Origin of the sequence: Bradyrhizobium xenonodulans (assembly GCF_027594865.1) — a bacterium.
Taxonomy (GTDB): domain Bacteria; phylum Pseudomonadota; class Alphaproteobacteria; order Rhizobiales; family Xanthobacteraceae; genus Bradyrhizobium; species Bradyrhizobium xenonodulans.
The window spans coordinates 6,500,461-6,515,573 of record NZ_CP089391.1 but is presented as its reverse complement, the minus strand read 5'-3'; the positions used below and the strand labels follow the sequence as shown (position 1 = coordinate 6,515,573).

Below are 15,113 nucleotides of genomic sequence, written 5' to 3'. Positions count from 1 at the left end.
CCGGTGGAACCGGGCAGGGCAAGGGGATTAGCGCAGCCCTTAGCATGGCCCGAAAGCGGTTTCGACCTCCAATGGGCACAATGGTTTAACGGGGGTGCAGCAATTGGGGCTGTCCTAATTTAGTCCCCGTGGCAAGGTGGCGTCATGACGGCACCCCCCGACGATGATTTCTGGATTGAGGTCCAGCGCACGGCGCATGAGCTCGCGATTGTTCATGGTCCGTCGGCCGCATCCCACGCAAACAAGCAGGCGGAAAGAGCATGCTTGGACGGCAAACGAGATGAGCAAACCTTTTGGGAAGCGGTTGCCGGCTCGTTATTGCCACGTTAGGGACCGCCCCAATCGCCCAGCACGGCCTGCACCAGCGCCAGCGCCGCCACCGCGGCGGTGTCGGCGCGCATGATCCGGGGACCAAGGGCCAGCCGCAGGATTTTCGGTTGGCGCAGCAACAGCGCGCGCTCTTCCTCGGCAAAGCCGCCTTCGGGGCCGATCAGCAGGTCGATACCTTGGCCGGCCTCGCGGGCGTCCTGCAGGCTCTGAATGGGGTTTTGGACCTCGGCCGCCTCGTCGCAGAATACCAGAAGGCGGTCGGCGGGGCGCTGACTGAGGTAGCGGTCCAGCGTCACCGGCTCGGCAACAGTTGCGATGCTCAAAATTCCGCATTGCTCGGCCGCCTCGACGACATTGGCGCGCATCCGCTCGGTGTTGACCCGGGAGGCCTGGGTGAACCGGGTCAGGACCGGCTGAAGCGCGGCGGCGCCCATCTCGATGGCTTTCTGGACCATGTAGTCGAGCCGGGCATGCTTGAGCGGGGCGAAGACGTAAGCGAGGTCGGCGAGCTGGTCCTGGGCCCGGGTCTGCTGGAGGATGACGAGGCCGTCCGGCCGCTTGCGGCCCTCGATGGCAGCCTGCCACTCGCCATCGCGGCCGTTGAACGCCAAAACCTCGGCTCCGGCGGCCAGCCGCAGCACATTGCCGAGATAATTGCTCTGGTCCCGGTCCAGCGGAACCCTGGCGTCCTGGGAAAGGGGGGCATCGACGAACAGGCGGGGGGCGCGAAAATCGTGGGAGGGCATCGTTCAAAGGTCCAATTTGCCGCCGGTATTAACCGAAAGCCGCCATTTCGGGGGTAAATATTGCCAGATTGGTGCGTCGGCACGCCGCGCTCTTGCCCTATTCGACGGGTTGTTAAGGGCCGGCGGGAATCGTAGAATCGCGAGCACGCTGGTTGCGCTTCAATTGAGAAGACGCCGAACCCCGTAAGCTCCTGCCGGAGAGACTATCTTGATGATCCGTCATTTGATGGTTCCGATCACTGCCGCCATGGTCACCATGGGAGCCGCGGGCGCCCACGCACAGGGATTCCCTGCGCCGTTGCCCGGACAGGCCGCGTCCAGCTCCGCGTTTCCGCCGGTCAACGGCTCGGCGCCGACCGCGTCCGTCGGTACGGCGCCGCAATCGTCCTTCCCCGTCAACGGCGCAGCGCCTGTCGGTGGCGCCGGTGCGTTCAGCGCGGCCCCGCCGACGCAGGGCGGTGCCGGCGAGGACTGCATGAAGGCCTTCATGCCTCTGCGCGAGGAGGCCGAGAAGCGCGGCAAGCTGATCAAGGCGGCGAGCGACCGTCACGCTCAGCCGGACGAGGCCTGCAAGCTGATCCGCAACTTCAGCCAGGCCGAATCCAAGATGATCAAATACATCGAGGCCAACGCGGCCAAATGCGGAATCCCGCCGCAGGTCGGCGGGCAGATGAAGGACGGCCATAAGAACACCGAGGCCATGCAGGCGAAGGTTTGCAACGTGGCGCAGCAGATGCAGAACCAGCCGCGCGGGCCGGCTGGTCCGTCGCTGAGCGAAGTGCTGGGCTCGGGCTCGGCGCCCGAAGCCAATGCCGGCAAGAAGGGTGGCAGCACCTTCGACACGCTCAACGGCAACGTCCTCACCCGATGATACATGTGCCGCCGACTTGAAGTTCCTACGGTGTCTGCCGCGAGATCCTCATAGGAACTTCAAATCGATAAGCGGCACGTGAATTATAATTTCTTGCTCGTGCCCTTGTAGTTTTCGAAGTTCGTACCGGAATACGCCGCGATGGAATACGAACTTCGAAAACTGGGCACTAGCACATCCGCCCGCGTTGCCGATTCCACCGGCAACTGGGTCGATACGCTCGCGCCGCAATGGGCGCGGCCATATCTGCGGCTGTCGCGCTTCGACCGTCCGATCGGCTCCTGGCTTCTGCTGATGCCGTGCTGGTGGTCGGCGGCGCTCGCCGCCGCCATGGCGCATGACGTCAGCCGGCTGCCGCTCACCATCATCCTGTTCTTCATCGGCGCTTTCGTGATGCGCGGGGCCGGCTGCACCTGGAACGACATCACCGACCGCGATCTCGACGACAAGGTCGAGCGCACCCGTTCGCGGCCGCTGCCGTCGGGGCAGGTGACCACGAAGCAGGCGCTGGTCTTCATGGTCGCGCAGGCGCTGACCGGGCTCGTGGTGCTACTCCAGTTCAACCGCTTCGCGATTGCGACCGGCATCGCCTCGCTGCTGATCGTTGCGATCTATCCCTTCATGAAGCGCATCACCTGGTGGCCGCAGATCGTGCTGGGCCTCGCCTTCTCCTGGGGCGCCTTGATGGGATTTGCCGTCACCTTCGGCCGCATCGAGCTGACCGCGCTGGTGCTCTATGCCGGCGCGATCTCCTGGGTGATCGGCTATGACACGATCTACGCGCATCAGGACGCCGAGGACGACGCGCTGATCGGCATCAAGTCCACCGCGCGCCTGTTCGGCGCGCACACGCACCAGGCGCTGATCCTGTTCTACGGGCTTGCGGTGATACTGATCGGCGTCGCGCTCGCCTCCGGCGATGCGCGCTGGCCGGCCTGGTTCGGGCTTGCCGCCTTCGCCGTGCATCTGGCCTCGCAGATCGTGCGTCTGCGGATCGACGATCCGGAATTGTGCAAGCGCCTGTTCTACTCGAACAAGTACGCGGGGGCGCTGCTGTTTGCGGGATTGCTGGCGGACGCGGTGATGCGGGCGGCGTAATTCGTAGCTGTCGTAGGGTGGGCAAAGGCGCACTTGCGCCGTGCCCACCATCTCGCAATGATTGACAAAAAAGGTGGGCACGCTTGCGCTTTGCCCACCCTACGTCACCTGTGATTGCCGACTAATTCCTTGCGATGATCTCGCGCTCTTCGCGATGAACCGGCAGCTCGCGCACCATGCCGGTGCGGCGGCGCATCAGGAATTTCGGGCGGCGGGCCCGGATCGCGTTGGCACGGCGGCGGCGCGCTGCCGGCTTGCGTGCACCTTCGTCGAGCTGCGGAAGCGCGAACAGCTCGCTCCAGATCGCCCAGGCCTCGGTGAGTTCGTCGCCATCGGCGCTGACCAGCAGCGGAACGGAGAGCGAGGGATCGCGATGAACGAGGACGAGGGTCTGCGCCTCGTCGTTGCCGCGCAGCGCGACGCCGGTGAAGTCGCTGACGCGGACGTTGATCGCCATCTGCATGCCGCGGACGGCACGGCGCAGCACGACACGCTCGCGATGAAGCTCGATCTGCCGGACATGTCCGTCGGCGCGCGGATCGTGCGCATCGAAGCGGACCGGAAGGGAAAGAGGGTCGAGCCGCAGACTGCGGCCCGACCCGGCGGGAGCGACCCCGCATGTTGCTGTTTGACGCCTCACGGCTTTAGTTCTCCCCGCCGGGATTATGTTCCCGGTCGATGCGAGGACCTTAGCGCGCGCTTTGCGGAAACCGCTTAAAAAGGCTGGTTAACCCAGTGTCACCGCCGCTCATGATTGACAAGACCTTGGCGCACATGATTGACGAGACGTTGCGCGCAAGACGCGAATCTGAGCTTTTTGCGGGGTGAAAATGCTTGAAGTCCGCATCAATTGGGCACATCTGTGGGTTCCGGTCCCGAACCCCGCCCCAACAGGATTTCGTTTGTGAACCCTTCACCAAGCTCGACGCTTTCGCCAAAGGCCAATCGCGACCTGTTCGATCAGTCCGCGCTCTCCGATCTCGCGCAGCGGCTCGTGGAGGCGGCGAAGCGGGCCGGCGCCGATGCGGCCGATGCGGTCGCGGTGCGCGGCGTCTCGCAGGGCGTCGAGGTGCGCGACGGCCGCGTCGAGGAATCCGAGCGCTCCGAGGGCGACGACGTCGGCCTGCGCGTGCTGGTCGGCCAGCGCCAGGCGGTGGTCTCGACCAATGACGCCAGCGGCGATGCCGTGACCAAGCTTGCCGAACGCGCCGTTGCGATGGCGCGTGTCGCGCCCGATGACAAATATGTCGGCCTCGCCGATCCCGCGCTGCTCGCGCGCGACTTCCCCGAGCTCGATCTGCTCGATCCCGATGTGCCCGCAACGAGTGAGCTCGAGCGCCGTGCGCTCGAGGCCGAGGCCGCCGCGCTCGCTGTGAAGGGCGTGACCAAGTCCGGAGGCGCGTCGGCCTCCGCTGGCATGGGCGGCATGGTGCTCGTCACGTCTACCGGCTTCCACGGTTCTTATTTGCGTTCCAGCCAGGGCATCTCGGCGACCGCGATCGTCGGCGAAGGCACCGGCATGGAGCGCGACTACGACTTCACCTCGGCGCCGCATGGGGCCGATCTGTTGTCGCCGGAGGTCGTCGGCCGTTCCGCTGGCGAGCGCACCGTGGCGCGCTACAATCCGCGCAAGGTCGAGACCTGCAAGGTGCCCGTCGTGTTCGATCCGCGCGTTGCCGGCTCGCTGGTCGGCCATGTCGTCGGCGCCATCAACGGCGCCTCGATCGCGCGCAAGACCAGCTTCCTGAAGGACAAGCTCGGCCAGCAGCTGTTTTCGAAAAACATCCGCATCATCGATGATCCCCTGCGCAAGCGCGGCCTGCGCTCGCAGACCTTCGACGCCGAGGGCGTCGCGGTGAAGAAAATCGCGCTGGTCGACGAGGGCGTGCTCACCACCTGGCTGCTCGACTGCGCCACCGCGCGCGAGCTCGGCCTCACCACCACCGGCCACGCCCATCGCGGCGTGTCGTCCTCGCCCTCGCCCGGGCCATATAATCTGCATCTCGAGCCCGGCACGCCGACGCCGACCGAGCTGATTGCCGACATCAAGCAGGGCTTCTACGTCACCGACCTGATCGGCTCGGGCGTCAACGGCGTCACCGGCGATTACAGCCGCGGCGCCTCCGGCTTCTGGATCGAGAACGGCGAGCTCACCTATCCCGTCAGCGAGGTGACGATCGCGGGCCATCTGTTCGAGATATTCAAGTCGATGCAGCCCGCAAACAATCTCGAGTTCCGCTACGGCATCAATGCGCCGACGGTGCGCATCGAGGGTTTGACGCTTGGCGGACGTTGACGCGCACGAAATGATCCTGGCGCGGGATGCGGCACTGCTGCGAGACGCGGTGCGGGAAGCGGGCGCGCTCGCGCAGTCGATGTTCCGCACCGAGCTGAAGAAATGGACCAAGGGCGTGTCCTCGCCGGTCTCGGAAGCCGACATCGCCGTCAACGATCTGCTCGAAGCGCGGCTGCGCGAGGCGACGCCCGATTATGGCTGGCTGTCGGAGGAGAGCGCCGACGATTCCTCGCGGCTGTCGCGGCGGCTGACCTGGGTGGTCGATCCCATCGACGGCACCCGCAATTATCTGGGCGGCCACGACGAATGGTGCGTCAGCGTCGCGCTGGTCGAGGATGCCGCGCCGGTGCTGGGTGCGGTGTTCGCGCCGGCCAGCGACGAGTTCTTCTTCGCGGCCCGCGGGCAGGGCACGACGCTGAACGGCAAGGCCGTGCGCGCGGCGGGCGGATCGGCGCTCGACTTCTCCCGCGTCGCCGGCCCGAAGCCGATGGTCGAGCGACTCAATACCGCGGGCGGCGAGGTCAAGCTGCATCCGCGAATCGGCTCGCTCGCGCTCCGCCTGTGCCGGGTCGCCGACGGCGTGCTGGATGCGGCTTTTGCGGGGGGCAACAGCCATGATTGGGACCTTGCAGCGGCCGATTTGATCGTGCAGGAAGCGGATGGTAGGATGAGCGACCTCTCCGGAGATCCCATCCTCTATAACCGCCGGGAAGTCACGCACGGGGTGCTGGTGGCAGCGGGGCGAGATCGTCATGCGGGCATTGTCGCGCATTTTCGAAACCGTCCCTTGGCCTGAAGCGCTGCCGTCGTGCTTGTCGAACACTGCTTTGCCGGGCAGCCCGTTAGGAACAGAACCCATGCCAGATAGTGCCCCGCAACAACTGCTTCATCTAGTGATTGGTGGCGAGCTACTCGATCTCGAGCACAACACCTTCAAGAACCTCGACGACGTCGAGATCGTCGGCCTCTATCCGAACTACGCGTCCGCTCACGTCGCCTGGCGCGCCAAGGCGCAGAGCACGGTCGACAACGCCCAGATGCGCTACTTCATCGTCCACCTCCACCGGCTGCTCGACCCGAATCAAGAACCGGCGCGTTGAAAAAACTGCTTCGCAATACGCTGCGAAGCAGCTTCGTTCAGCGTGCCGTCGGGTTCCTGGCGGCCGAATATCTGCGCCTGGTGTGGCGGACCAACACATTCACGTTCGATCCGCCCGATGTCTACGACATCGTCGAGCCGCAGATTCCGGCGATCTTCGCCTTCTGGCATGGCCAGCATTTCCTGACGCCGTTCATCAAGAACAAGGACTCCTACCGGGCCAAGGTCCTGATCTCGCGGCATCGCGACGGCGAGTTCAACGCGATCGCCGTCGAGCGGCTCGGCATCGGCCTCATCCGCGGTTCCGGTGACCATGGCGGCGCCTTCCACCGCAAGGGCGGGGTGGGGGCGTTCAGGGAAATGGTGCACACGCTCCAGGACGGTTGTAATGTCGCGCTGACCGCCGATGTTCCCAAGCGCTCGCGCGTGGCCGGGCTCGGCATCATCATGCTGGCACGGGAATCGGGGCGGCCGATCATGCCTTTCGCGATGGCGACCAGCCGCTTTATCCGGCTCAAGAACTGGGACCGCACCACCATCAACCTGCCGTTCGGGCGGGGCGCATTGGTCGGTATCAAGGAAATCCACGTTCCGCCGGACGCCGACGCCGCCACCATGGAGGCGCTGCGGCTGGAGCTGGAGGAGACCTTGAACGAGGCCACCCGCCGCGCCTATGCGAAACTCGGCCGCCCGGGGCCCCAGGATGGCTAATTCACTGCCGATGACGCTGCGGATGTATCGGCGCCTGGCGAGCGGCCTGATGCCGCTGGCGCCCGCGCTGATCAAGCGGCGGCTGAAGCAGGGCAAGGAAGATCCCGCGCGTGTCGGCGAACGGCGGGGCCTGTCACGGGACGTGCGGCCGCACGGTCCGCTGGTCTGGATCCATGGTGCCAGTGTCGGCGAGGTGCTGGCCGCGGCCGCGCTGATCGAGCGCCTGCGCGATCTCAATCTGCGCATCCTGCTCACCTCGGGCACGGTCACGTCCGCCGCCGTGGTGGCCAAGCGTTTTCCGCCCGACGTGATCCATCAATACGTGCCGTATGACTCGCCGCGCTATGTCGCGCGCTTCCTCGATCACTGGAAGCCGTCGCTGGCACTGTTCATCGAATCCGATCTGTGGCCGAACCTGATCCTCGCGGGCGCGGCGCGCCGGGTGCCGATGGTGCTGATCAACGGGCGGATGTCGCCGCGCTCCTTCCCGCGCTGGCGGCGGATGTACGGCACCATCTCGGCGCTGCTGTCGCGCTTCGATATTTGTCTTGCGCAGTCCAGGACCGATGCGGAGCGCTTCTCTGCGCTCGGTGGCCGCGATGTTCTCACCACGGGCAATCTCAAGCTCGACGTTCCCGCGCCGCCGGCCGATCCCGCCAAGCTCGAACGGCTGATGGCGATGACGCGCGGGCGTCCGATCATCGTCGCGGCCTCGACCCATCCGGGCGAGGACGAGATGCTGATCGCCGCGCATCGCAGCCTCGTCGGATTCTTCCCGCAGCTCCTCACCGTGATCGTGCCGCGGCATCCGGATCGCGGCTCGTCGATCGCGGGCCTGATCACGGCGTCGGGCCTGAAGCCGGCGCTGCGCTCGCGCGAGGAATTGCCGACGGCCACGACCGACGTCTATGTCGCCGACACCATGGGCGAGCTCGGCCTGTTCTATCGTCTCTCGCCGATTGTGTTCATGGGCGGATCGCTGATCCGCCATGGCGGCCAGAATCCGATCGAGGCGATCAAGCTCGGCGCCGCCATCGTCCATGGCCCGCACGTCTTCAATTTCGCCGACGTCTACGAGGCGCTCGATGGCAGCGGCGGCGCGCGTCAGGCCGACACGCAGGAGGTGCTGGTCAAGCAGCTCGGCCAGTTGCTGGCCGATCCCACCGTGCGCGACAAGATGCAGCGCGCTGGCTCGGGCGTGGTCGAGGAGCTCGGCGGTGCGCTCAATCGCACCATGACGGCGCTCGAGCCCTATCTGTTGCAGCTCACCATCGAGATGGGAGCCGCCAATGCGTGAGCCGGCCTTCTGGTACCGGCCTCGCTCCTTCAAGTCGCATGCATTACGGCCGCTCGGTGCGCTCTATGGCGCGATCACCGAACGGCGCATGCTGCGCAAGGGTTTTGACGCCGGCATCCCCGTGATCTGCGTCGGCAACTACCATGTCGGCGGCGCCGGCAAGACCCCGACCGTGCTGGCGCTGACGAAGCTGTTGCGCGAGCTCGGCGAGACGCCGGTGGTGCTCAGCCGCGGCTATGGCGGACGCCTGAAGGGCCCCGTGATGGTCGACCGGATGCGTCACACCGCTGCCGACATCGGCGACGAGCCCTTGATGATGGTGCGCGATGTCCCCGTGACGGTCGCACGCGACCGCCTCGAAGGCGTCGCGCTCGCCAAGTCGCAAGGTGCCACCGTGATCCTGATGGACGACGGGTTCCAGAACCCGCGCCTGCTGAAGGACACCTCGCTGATCGTGATCGACAGCGAGCGCGGCCTCGGCAACGGCAAGGTATTTCCCGCCGGGCCCCTGCGCTCGCCGCTGAAGGGGCAGCTCGCGCGCACCGACGCGCTGGTGGTGATCGGCGAGGGTCATGCCGCGGACGGTGTCGCGGCCGCGCTTGCCGCGCGCAACAAGCCGGAGCTGCGCGCGCGGCTGAAGCCGGACGCGGCCTCGCTCGCGCAGCTCATCGGCAAAAAGGTTTTCGCCTTCGCCGGCATCGGCGACCCCGAGCGTTTCTTCAGGACATTGCGGGCGAGTGGAATCGAGGTCGCGCGCACGCGCCCCTTCGCCGATCATCACATGTTTTCGCACGACGAGATCGCCGCGCTTGTAGCGGAGGCGCAGCGCGAGCAGCTCACGCTGGTGACGACGGAAAAGGACCTTGCGCGCCTGCGCGGCCGCGACGATGTGCCCGATAGTATCGTGCCGTTCGCCGTCCAGCTCGAGTTCGACGATCCGGCCGCGCTCCGGCAATTGATCAGCGATCATCTCTACAAGGCGCGCGAGCGGCGGTTCAGCGGGCGATGATCTCGTAGCGCAGGCAAGGCGACTGCGCCGTCGTCCAAAGAGCGCAGGATGGAAAAATAGTTCGCCCAGTGCCGTGCATATCGCGGCTGATGAAATTCACTTCCGCAGGTTCTGGAGTTGATGTAGCCTCGCAGAAGAGCCGTCACCGGGATGTGCCGAACTCCCGGAAATCATCGGCGGCGTTTATGCCCACGGCGGGCAGTACCTTCATCATTCCAAATGCGGCGGCCGTAACGACCAGTTCGTCACGGCGGGGAGGACATTGCCAAAAGCCCAGAGGAGGGCATGCCATGCATTTTTGCCTCACCGGACAATACACACCACGCGCTCTCAATGCCATTTTGGAAAATCCCACGACCGATCGGCAGGAGGCGGCGCGAAAACTCATCGAAGCGGCCGGCGGAAGGCTGCTTTCGATGTACAGCGTTGCGGCCGATGGCCCCGGCGTGTTGGTGATCTTCGATGTGCCTGACCCAGGCGCGGCTCCGGCGATTTCCGGCCTGACCGTCACGGCGGGCACCCTGCAGAACGTGAAGCTGACCCGGTTGTTCACGCAGGACGAGATCAAGCAGGTCCGCCAGAACGCGGCGAAGCTGCGCTCTTCGTATACCCCGCCCGGAAGCTGACATCCGGATCCAGAGCGAAGCCGCCGCCGTTTGACCAGGCGGCGGCAACGCTCATCCCTCGGCAAGCATCACGTCTGCAGACCGAGGTGTTGGCGGGCGATGTGTTGCGGCAGAGTGCTGCGTCGCTCACCACGCGCCAACGGCCATCATTCCAATGATGGTCAGGCACGATACGCAGGCCACCACGACGGTATAGCATTCGGGTGTATTCATTGCGGCCTCCCAAACTGTTGCCAATTGCTTGGTCAATGCTACGCGGGAGAGATCACCGGTCGCGGGGCACGCTGCGGCCGGTCTTGCGATGTGCGTCCGTGCGATCGTCGTCACTCTGATCTGCAGGATGAAGATCCGCTTTGAAAGCTTCGGGGCGGTGAGCTGCGATCAGAAGCTGTTTGCGCATTTCAGCGAGACGGGCGCGGCAATATTCACGATAGAGCATGTCTAGTATGGTGGGCATGATCACCCCCATCGTTTGACTTTTCGATTTACAGATATTCCACCGCGAATTTCGAGGTGATCGTAGCCCGTCAGATGGCTCTTCGATATGAGCCCGTTCACAGACTTCGCCAATTCCAATGCTCAACGGCCGATTGGTCGACTTGATTGTCTGTGCGATAAAAACAGCAGGGCTAATTACCTAACATGCAGTTTAGCAGCGTTCTGTTTCACCAAGACTTCGTCGAACAACTTAAGGGCGCCGAGTCGCATCGAAGAATCCAACCACAGCGCGAAATGACTAACCACGGAGTGCAAGCACTCTTCGATGCAACGCGGATCGGCACGACCGGGATTTTTTTCGGCTGTGAGACTCGCAAAGTCAGGTGCGCGAACATCGTCTCCATCTTGCACGCCGCGAAAGCTGTACCGCTCCTGCGACGGCGGCAGGACAGCTGCGCTGTGGCCAGCTTGCGACTCCTGCCATTCACGCGACATTCATCGCCGAACGTCTATCGGTTCCGAACCGATCAGGAGAGTTCGATGAAATTGCCCTCCGCGGCCGCCGCCGCCAGCCTCGTATGTCTGATTGTTGCGCCCGTGCTTGCCCAGTCGACGCCGCCGGCTGCTCCCACCACGGTGCCGGTTCCCGCGACCAAGCGCGTGACGTGTGTTGCCACGACGGCAAGCCTGAAGGGGCAGGACAAGCGCGACCAGATGCAGCTCTGCCTGGCGCAGGCGCGGCTCGATTGCCTGAAGCAGGCGATCGATCAGAAGATCGTCGGAGAGGCCAGGAAGAGTTTCATCAAGACCTGCGTGGGCGGTGATGGCACCGATCAGCAATAGCACAACGGTGCCACGCACTCGGTCTCGTAGGGTGGGCAAAGCGGAGCGTGCCCACGTTCTTCGTCGTTGTCATGACGAGAGGGTGGGCACGGCGCGTTGCGCCTTTGCCCACCCTACAAGATCACAGCTGCGGCTTCAGCGCGCCGGGGAAATGCCGCTGCAGCACGGCGACAGGCGTGGCATAGGCTTCCTGCAAATCCACGCTCCAGTACTTCAACTCGTCGAGCGGGATCCGCGTGTCGGTGATCGCGCAGCGCACGAAGGTCCCCGGCGAGATCACGCGGAAATCGCCGTCGAGATATTGCACCTGCGCTTCGCCATGGCCCGAAGGGCCGAACTTGTTCAGCACGGTCGAAAGTCTCCGTGGAAAGCCTCTCCCTGGGAAACCCTGGAGGGCACGATGTGTTGGACGGGATGTAGCATAGATAGGGCGGCTTGTCCGCCCGGTAAACCCACCGGTTTGTGATGTTTTGGCGCCGTTCCCGCGTAATAGTGCTGAGCCGAAGGATCCTGCGGCAGAGACCGATGCGCCTTCCGTTGACCGCCCTGTTCCTGACGCTGCTGATGTCGGCCGCGCATGCCGCGCCGGCGCCGCAGCAGGTCGACATCCCGCTGTCGTCCGGCATCCTGCATGCGCAGCTCTACAAGCCCGAAGGCGAGGGGCCGTTTCCGACCGTGATTGCGCTGCATGACTGCGGCGGGCTCGGCGGCCGTTCCGATTCCGTGCTGCCGCGCTATCGCGACTGGGCCGAGCGGCTGCTCAAGGCCGGCAACGCCGTATTGCTGCCTGACAGCTACGGCTCGCGCGAGCTCGGGCCGCAATGCCGCGTCAAGGAGATGCACGTCAAGGCGCGGCGCGAGCGCGTCGCCGATGTCGCGGCATCCCGCGCCTGGCTGATGAAGCAGAAATGGGTGGCGCGCGACCGCGTCAGCCTGATCGGCTGGGCCAACGGCGCCAGCGCGCTGCTCTGGGCGGTGCGCCCGCAGAGTGCCGCGCGCGATCAGGGTCCGGATTTCCGGGCCGCGATCGCGTTCTATCCGGATTGCCGGATCTCCGCCGGCCTCGGCTGGAGCGCGCGGGTGCCGACGCTGGTGCTGATCGGCGCCAATGACGACGTGTCGTCGCCGCCGGCCTGCCGCCAGATGGTCGATGGTGCGCGCGGCCGCAGCGCGCTGACGCGCATCGTGGTCTATCCCGGCGCCTATCACGATTTCGACCGCGCCAACACGCCGCTGCACGCAGCGGGCGCCAGCAACGATGCCGCCGTGCCCGATCGTGGCCATCTCGGCACCGATGCGGCCGCGCGCGCGGAGTCGCAGAAGGACGTCGCGGAGTGGCTGGCGCGGTAGCCGTCAGCGGCTTAGCGCATGGTGGGATTAGGTTCGAATGCGGCAACGAGAGAGGTGTGCTCCCTCCCCCGCTTGCGGGGGAGGGTTGGGGAGAGGGTATCTCCGCAATCGAGAACCCCCAAGAGGAGAGAGCCCTCACCCGGCGCGTTGCGCCGACCTCTCCCGCAAGCGGGAGAGATGCACCGAGCCCGGGGGCCGCTTGATTCAACCTAGGCCCATGCCGCCTTAGTTCGACCACGATGTCGATTAAACGCAGTCCACATGCGCAACCGCATCACCCTCTTCGCCTCCGCCTTCATCGTCTTCACCGTCGCGGTCTTCCTGTTCGAGGCCCACGCCGGCGCGCCCATGCTTGCGCCGGAACATTGCGGCTTCTGGACCACGATCGACGCGGGATTGTCCTGCCGGTAGGGCGGGGCGACGCTGTCTCCACGGCCGTCATTGCGAGCGCAGCGAAGCAATCCAGAATCTTTCCGCGGAAGGACTCTGGATTGCTTCGTCGCAAGGGCTCCTCGCAATGACGAGGTTGTGGCTGCATATGCACTCCGCACCCTCACTGTCATCGCCCGGCTTGACCGGGCGATCCAGTACTCCGAGACATCAGTGATCGACAGAGAAGCCGCGGCGTATTGGATTCCCCGCTCCAGTGCGCAGTTGCGCAGAAGGCGGGGAATGACGCCGGATGTGAAGCGCGGCTCTCGCGCCTCAGAACAAATTGCCCTGATCCACCGGCTTGGCCACACGCTTCGGCGCAGGCTTTGTTTCCTGCGCCGCCGGGTTCGCCTGCGCCGGTGCACGCCTTGGCGTCGGCGCTGCGCGATCGGCATCCGCGGTCGCCCCCACACGGCCATCCGCAAACTCGATCTCGACGCGCGCACCAGGGCCGATGGCATCCGCCGCATGCAGCGGATGTCCCGCTTCATCGCGCACCAGCGCAAAGCCGCGTGCGAGCACGCCACGATACGACAGCGCCGAGAGCAGCTTGCCGCTGTTCTCCACGCGCGCATCGAGCCGCTGCAACAAGGTGACAAGCGCGCGTTGTGCACGTTCGCCAAGCCGATGCGTGCGCTCGCGCTGGCGGGCAATCGCGTTGCGCTGCGCCTGCGCGTTGGAGAGCTTTGAGGCGCGCAGGCGAACCTCGAGCCCGGCGAAGCGGTCGCGCCGTCGCCGGAGCAGCGAGCGCGCGGACAGGCCGAGCCGCTCGCCGCATACGGTGAGGCGGTGATCGGCCTGCGCGATCTGGCCGTGCAGCACGCGCAGCGTCAGTTTTGCACTCGCGGCGGTGAACCTGCGGAAATGCGCGTGCGTGTTGGCCTTGAGGCAGCGGGGTAGCGAAGCGCCCGCCGAATCCAGCCGCTGCCGCGGGATCGCCAAAAGATCGCCGGCGGCGGGCAGTGCGCGCGCAGCGGCACGCAGCTCGCTGCGGCGGCTTTCCTGGGCGCGCTGCCAATAGGCGCGGGTGCGGCGACCGAGATCGGCGACCTCGACGAACAGATCGCTGCGCACCGGCACCGCCATCTCGGCCGCGGCGGTCGGCGTCGGCGCGCGCTTGTCGGCGACGAAATCGATCAGCGTGATGTCGGTCTCGTGCCCCACCGCCGAGATCAGCGGGATCATGCTCTCGCTGGCCGCCCGCACCACGATCTCCTCGTTGAACGACCAGAGATCCTCCAGCGAGCCGCCGCCGCGCGCGACGATCAGCACGTCCGGCCGCGGAATCTTGCCGCCTTCAGGCAGCGCGTTGAAGCCGCGGATTGCGGCCGCGACCTGCTCGGCCGAGCCTTCGCCCTGCACCTTCACCGGCCACACCAGCACGCGGCGGGGGAAGCGGTCCTCCAGCCGATGCAGGATGTCGCGGATCACAGCGCCGGTCGGCGAGGTCACGACGCCGATCACCTCCGGCAGCCAGGGCAAGAGCTGTTTTCGCGCTTCGTCGAACAGGCCCTCGGCCGCGAGCTTCTTCTTGCGCTCCTCCATCAGCGCCATCAGCGCGCCGATGCCGGCCGGCTCCAGCGCCTCGATCACGATCTGGTATTTCGAGGAGCCCGGATAGGTGGTGAGCTTCCCGGTGGCGATGACCTCCAGCCCCTCCTGGGGCTTGAAGCGCATGCGGCCGTGCACGCCCTTCCAGATCACCGCCTCGATCTTGGCGCTCTCGTCCTTGAGCGCGAAATAGCAATGGCCGGAGGAATGGGCGCCGCGAAAGCCCGAGATCTCGCCGCGGACCCGGACATGGCCATAGGTGTCCTCCACCGTCCGCTTCAGGGACTGGGAGAGCTCGGAAACGGTGAATTCGGGCGCGTTGTGAAGTTGTTCCGCAGGCGGCATCGGCAATCGATTCGGCATTTTGGGGTCAGACCCGACGTTAAGGATTTTCGCAAGCCAGCGCCAATCCCGGG

Annotated in this window: 17 protein-coding genes; 12 read left to right on the top strand and 5 right to left on the bottom strand. The window is 65.5% G+C overall.

The features are described 5' to 3' along the window. Positions 1-326: 326 nt before the first annotated feature. Positions 327-1,076, bottom strand: coding sequence for a 16S rRNA (uracil(1498)-N(3))-methyltransferase (locus tag I3J27_RS30975; RefSeq protein WP_270162652.1), 750 nt, complete (start codon positions 1,074-1,076; stop codon positions 327-329). Between the two features lie 211 nt (positions 1,077-1,287). Here I3J27_RS30975 and I3J27_RS30970 point away from each other — a divergent pair, with 211 nt between their 5' ends. Together I3J27_RS30970 and ubiA are read left to right on the top strand one after the other, a co-directional pair. Continuing rightward, entirely contained in the window at positions 1,288-1,947 is a 660-nt protein-coding gene (locus I3J27_RS30970; protein ID WP_270162651.1) for a hypothetical protein, read from the top strand. A gap of 141 nt (positions 1,948-2,088) precedes the next feature. Further along, entirely contained in the window at positions 2,089-3,045 is a 957-nt protein-coding gene (gene ubiA / locus I3J27_RS30965) for a 4-hydroxybenzoate octaprenyltransferase (RefSeq protein WP_270162650.1), read from the top strand. Positions 3,046-3,166: 121 nt separating this feature from the next. Here ubiA and I3J27_RS30960 read toward each other — a convergent pair whose 3' ends face one another. After that, positions 3,167-3,685, bottom strand: coding sequence for a DUF6101 family protein (locus I3J27_RS30960; RefSeq protein WP_270162649.1), 519 nt, complete (start codon positions 3,683-3,685; stop codon positions 3,167-3,169). 264 nt (positions 3,686-3,949) lie between these two features. On the opposite strand from I3J27_RS30960, the gene I3J27_RS30955 reads away from it, so the two are divergent. From I3J27_RS30955 to I3J27_RS30925, 7 genes are all read left to right on the top strand, one after another. Beyond that, a complete protein-coding gene (locus I3J27_RS30955; protein WP_270162648.1) occupies positions 3,950-5,341 on the top strand; it encodes a TldD/PmbA family protein in 1,392 nt (463 codons plus the stop codon). Beyond that, positions 5,328-6,137 (top strand): 3'(2'),5'-bisphosphate nucleotidase CysQ, encoded by an 810-nt coding sequence (locus tag I3J27_RS30950; protein ID WP_270162647.1) that lies wholly within the window; start codon positions 5,328-5,330, stop codon positions 6,135-6,137. The genes I3J27_RS30955 and I3J27_RS30950 overlap by 14 nt, the downstream gene beginning before the upstream one ends. Positions 6,138-6,198: 61 nt before the next feature. After that, on the top strand, positions 6,199-6,441 hold the full coding sequence (locus I3J27_RS30945) for a DUF4170 domain-containing protein (protein ID WP_014491932.1): 243 nt from the start codon (positions 6,199-6,201) through the stop codon (positions 6,439-6,441). After that, a complete protein-coding gene (locus I3J27_RS30940) occupies positions 6,438-7,151 on the top strand; it encodes a lysophospholipid acyltransferase family protein (RefSeq protein ID WP_270162646.1) in 714 nt (237 codons plus the stop codon). Before I3J27_RS30945 ends, I3J27_RS30940 begins: the two co-directional genes overlap by 4 nt. Then, a complete protein-coding gene (locus I3J27_RS30935; protein WP_270162645.1) occupies positions 7,114-8,448 on the top strand; it encodes a 3-deoxy-D-manno-octulosonic acid transferase in 1,335 nt (444 codons plus the stop codon). Before I3J27_RS30940 ends, I3J27_RS30935 begins: the two co-directional genes overlap by 38 nt. Further along, a complete protein-coding gene (gene lpxK, locus I3J27_RS30930) occupies positions 8,441-9,457 on the top strand; it encodes a tetraacyldisaccharide 4'-kinase (protein WP_270162644.1) in 1,017 nt (338 codons plus the stop codon). The genes I3J27_RS30935 and lpxK overlap by 8 nt, the downstream gene beginning before the upstream one ends. Positions 9,458-9,747: 290 nt before the next feature. Beyond that, positions 9,748-10,083 (top strand): GYD domain-containing protein, encoded by a 336-nt coding sequence (locus I3J27_RS30925; protein WP_270162643.1) that lies wholly within the window; start codon positions 9,748-9,750, stop codon positions 10,081-10,083. A 265-nt stretch (positions 10,084-10,348) separates the two neighbouring features. Here the strand turns inward: I3J27_RS30925 and I3J27_RS30920 are convergent, their stop codons facing one another. Further along, positions 10,349-10,552, bottom strand: a complete 204-nt coding sequence (locus I3J27_RS30920; protein ID WP_270162642.1) for a hypothetical protein — start codon at positions 10,550-10,552, stop codon at positions 10,349-10,351. Between the two features lie 509 nt (positions 10,553-11,061). Here I3J27_RS30920 and I3J27_RS30915 point away from each other — a divergent pair. Continuing rightward, complete coding sequence (locus I3J27_RS30915; protein ID WP_270162641.1) at positions 11,062-11,364, top strand: hypothetical protein; 303 nt, start codon at positions 11,062-11,064, stop codon at positions 11,362-11,364. A gap of 121 nt (positions 11,365-11,485) precedes the next feature. On the opposite strand, the gene I3J27_RS30910 is transcribed toward I3J27_RS30915, so the two are convergent. Then, positions 11,486-11,713, bottom strand: coding sequence for a DUF2093 domain-containing protein (locus I3J27_RS30910; protein ID WP_270162640.1), 228 nt, complete (start codon positions 11,711-11,713; stop codon positions 11,486-11,488). A gap of 176 nt (positions 11,714-11,889) precedes the next feature. Here I3J27_RS30910 and I3J27_RS30905 point away from each other — a divergent pair, with 176 nt between their 5' ends. Both I3J27_RS30905 and I3J27_RS30900 read left to right on the top strand, forming a co-directional pair. Further along, positions 11,890-12,714 carry a dienelactone hydrolase family protein gene (locus I3J27_RS30905; protein ID WP_270162639.1) on the top strand — a complete coding sequence of 275 codons (825 nt, stop codon included), beginning with the start codon at positions 11,890-11,892 and terminating at the stop codon, positions 12,712-12,714. 261 nt (positions 12,715-12,975) lie between these two features. Beyond that, entirely contained in the window at positions 12,976-13,125 is a 150-nt protein-coding gene (locus I3J27_RS30900; protein WP_270162638.1) for a hypothetical protein, read from the top strand. A gap of 294 nt (positions 13,126-13,419) precedes the next feature. Here I3J27_RS30900 and xseA read toward each other — a convergent pair whose 3' ends face one another. Then, positions 13,420-15,042: an exodeoxyribonuclease VII large subunit gene (gene xseA / locus I3J27_RS30895; protein WP_270172922.1), complete on the bottom strand. Its 1,623-nt coding sequence runs from the start codon at positions 15,040-15,042 to the stop codon at positions 13,420-13,422. Between the last annotated feature and the right edge of the window lie 71 nt (positions 15,043-15,113).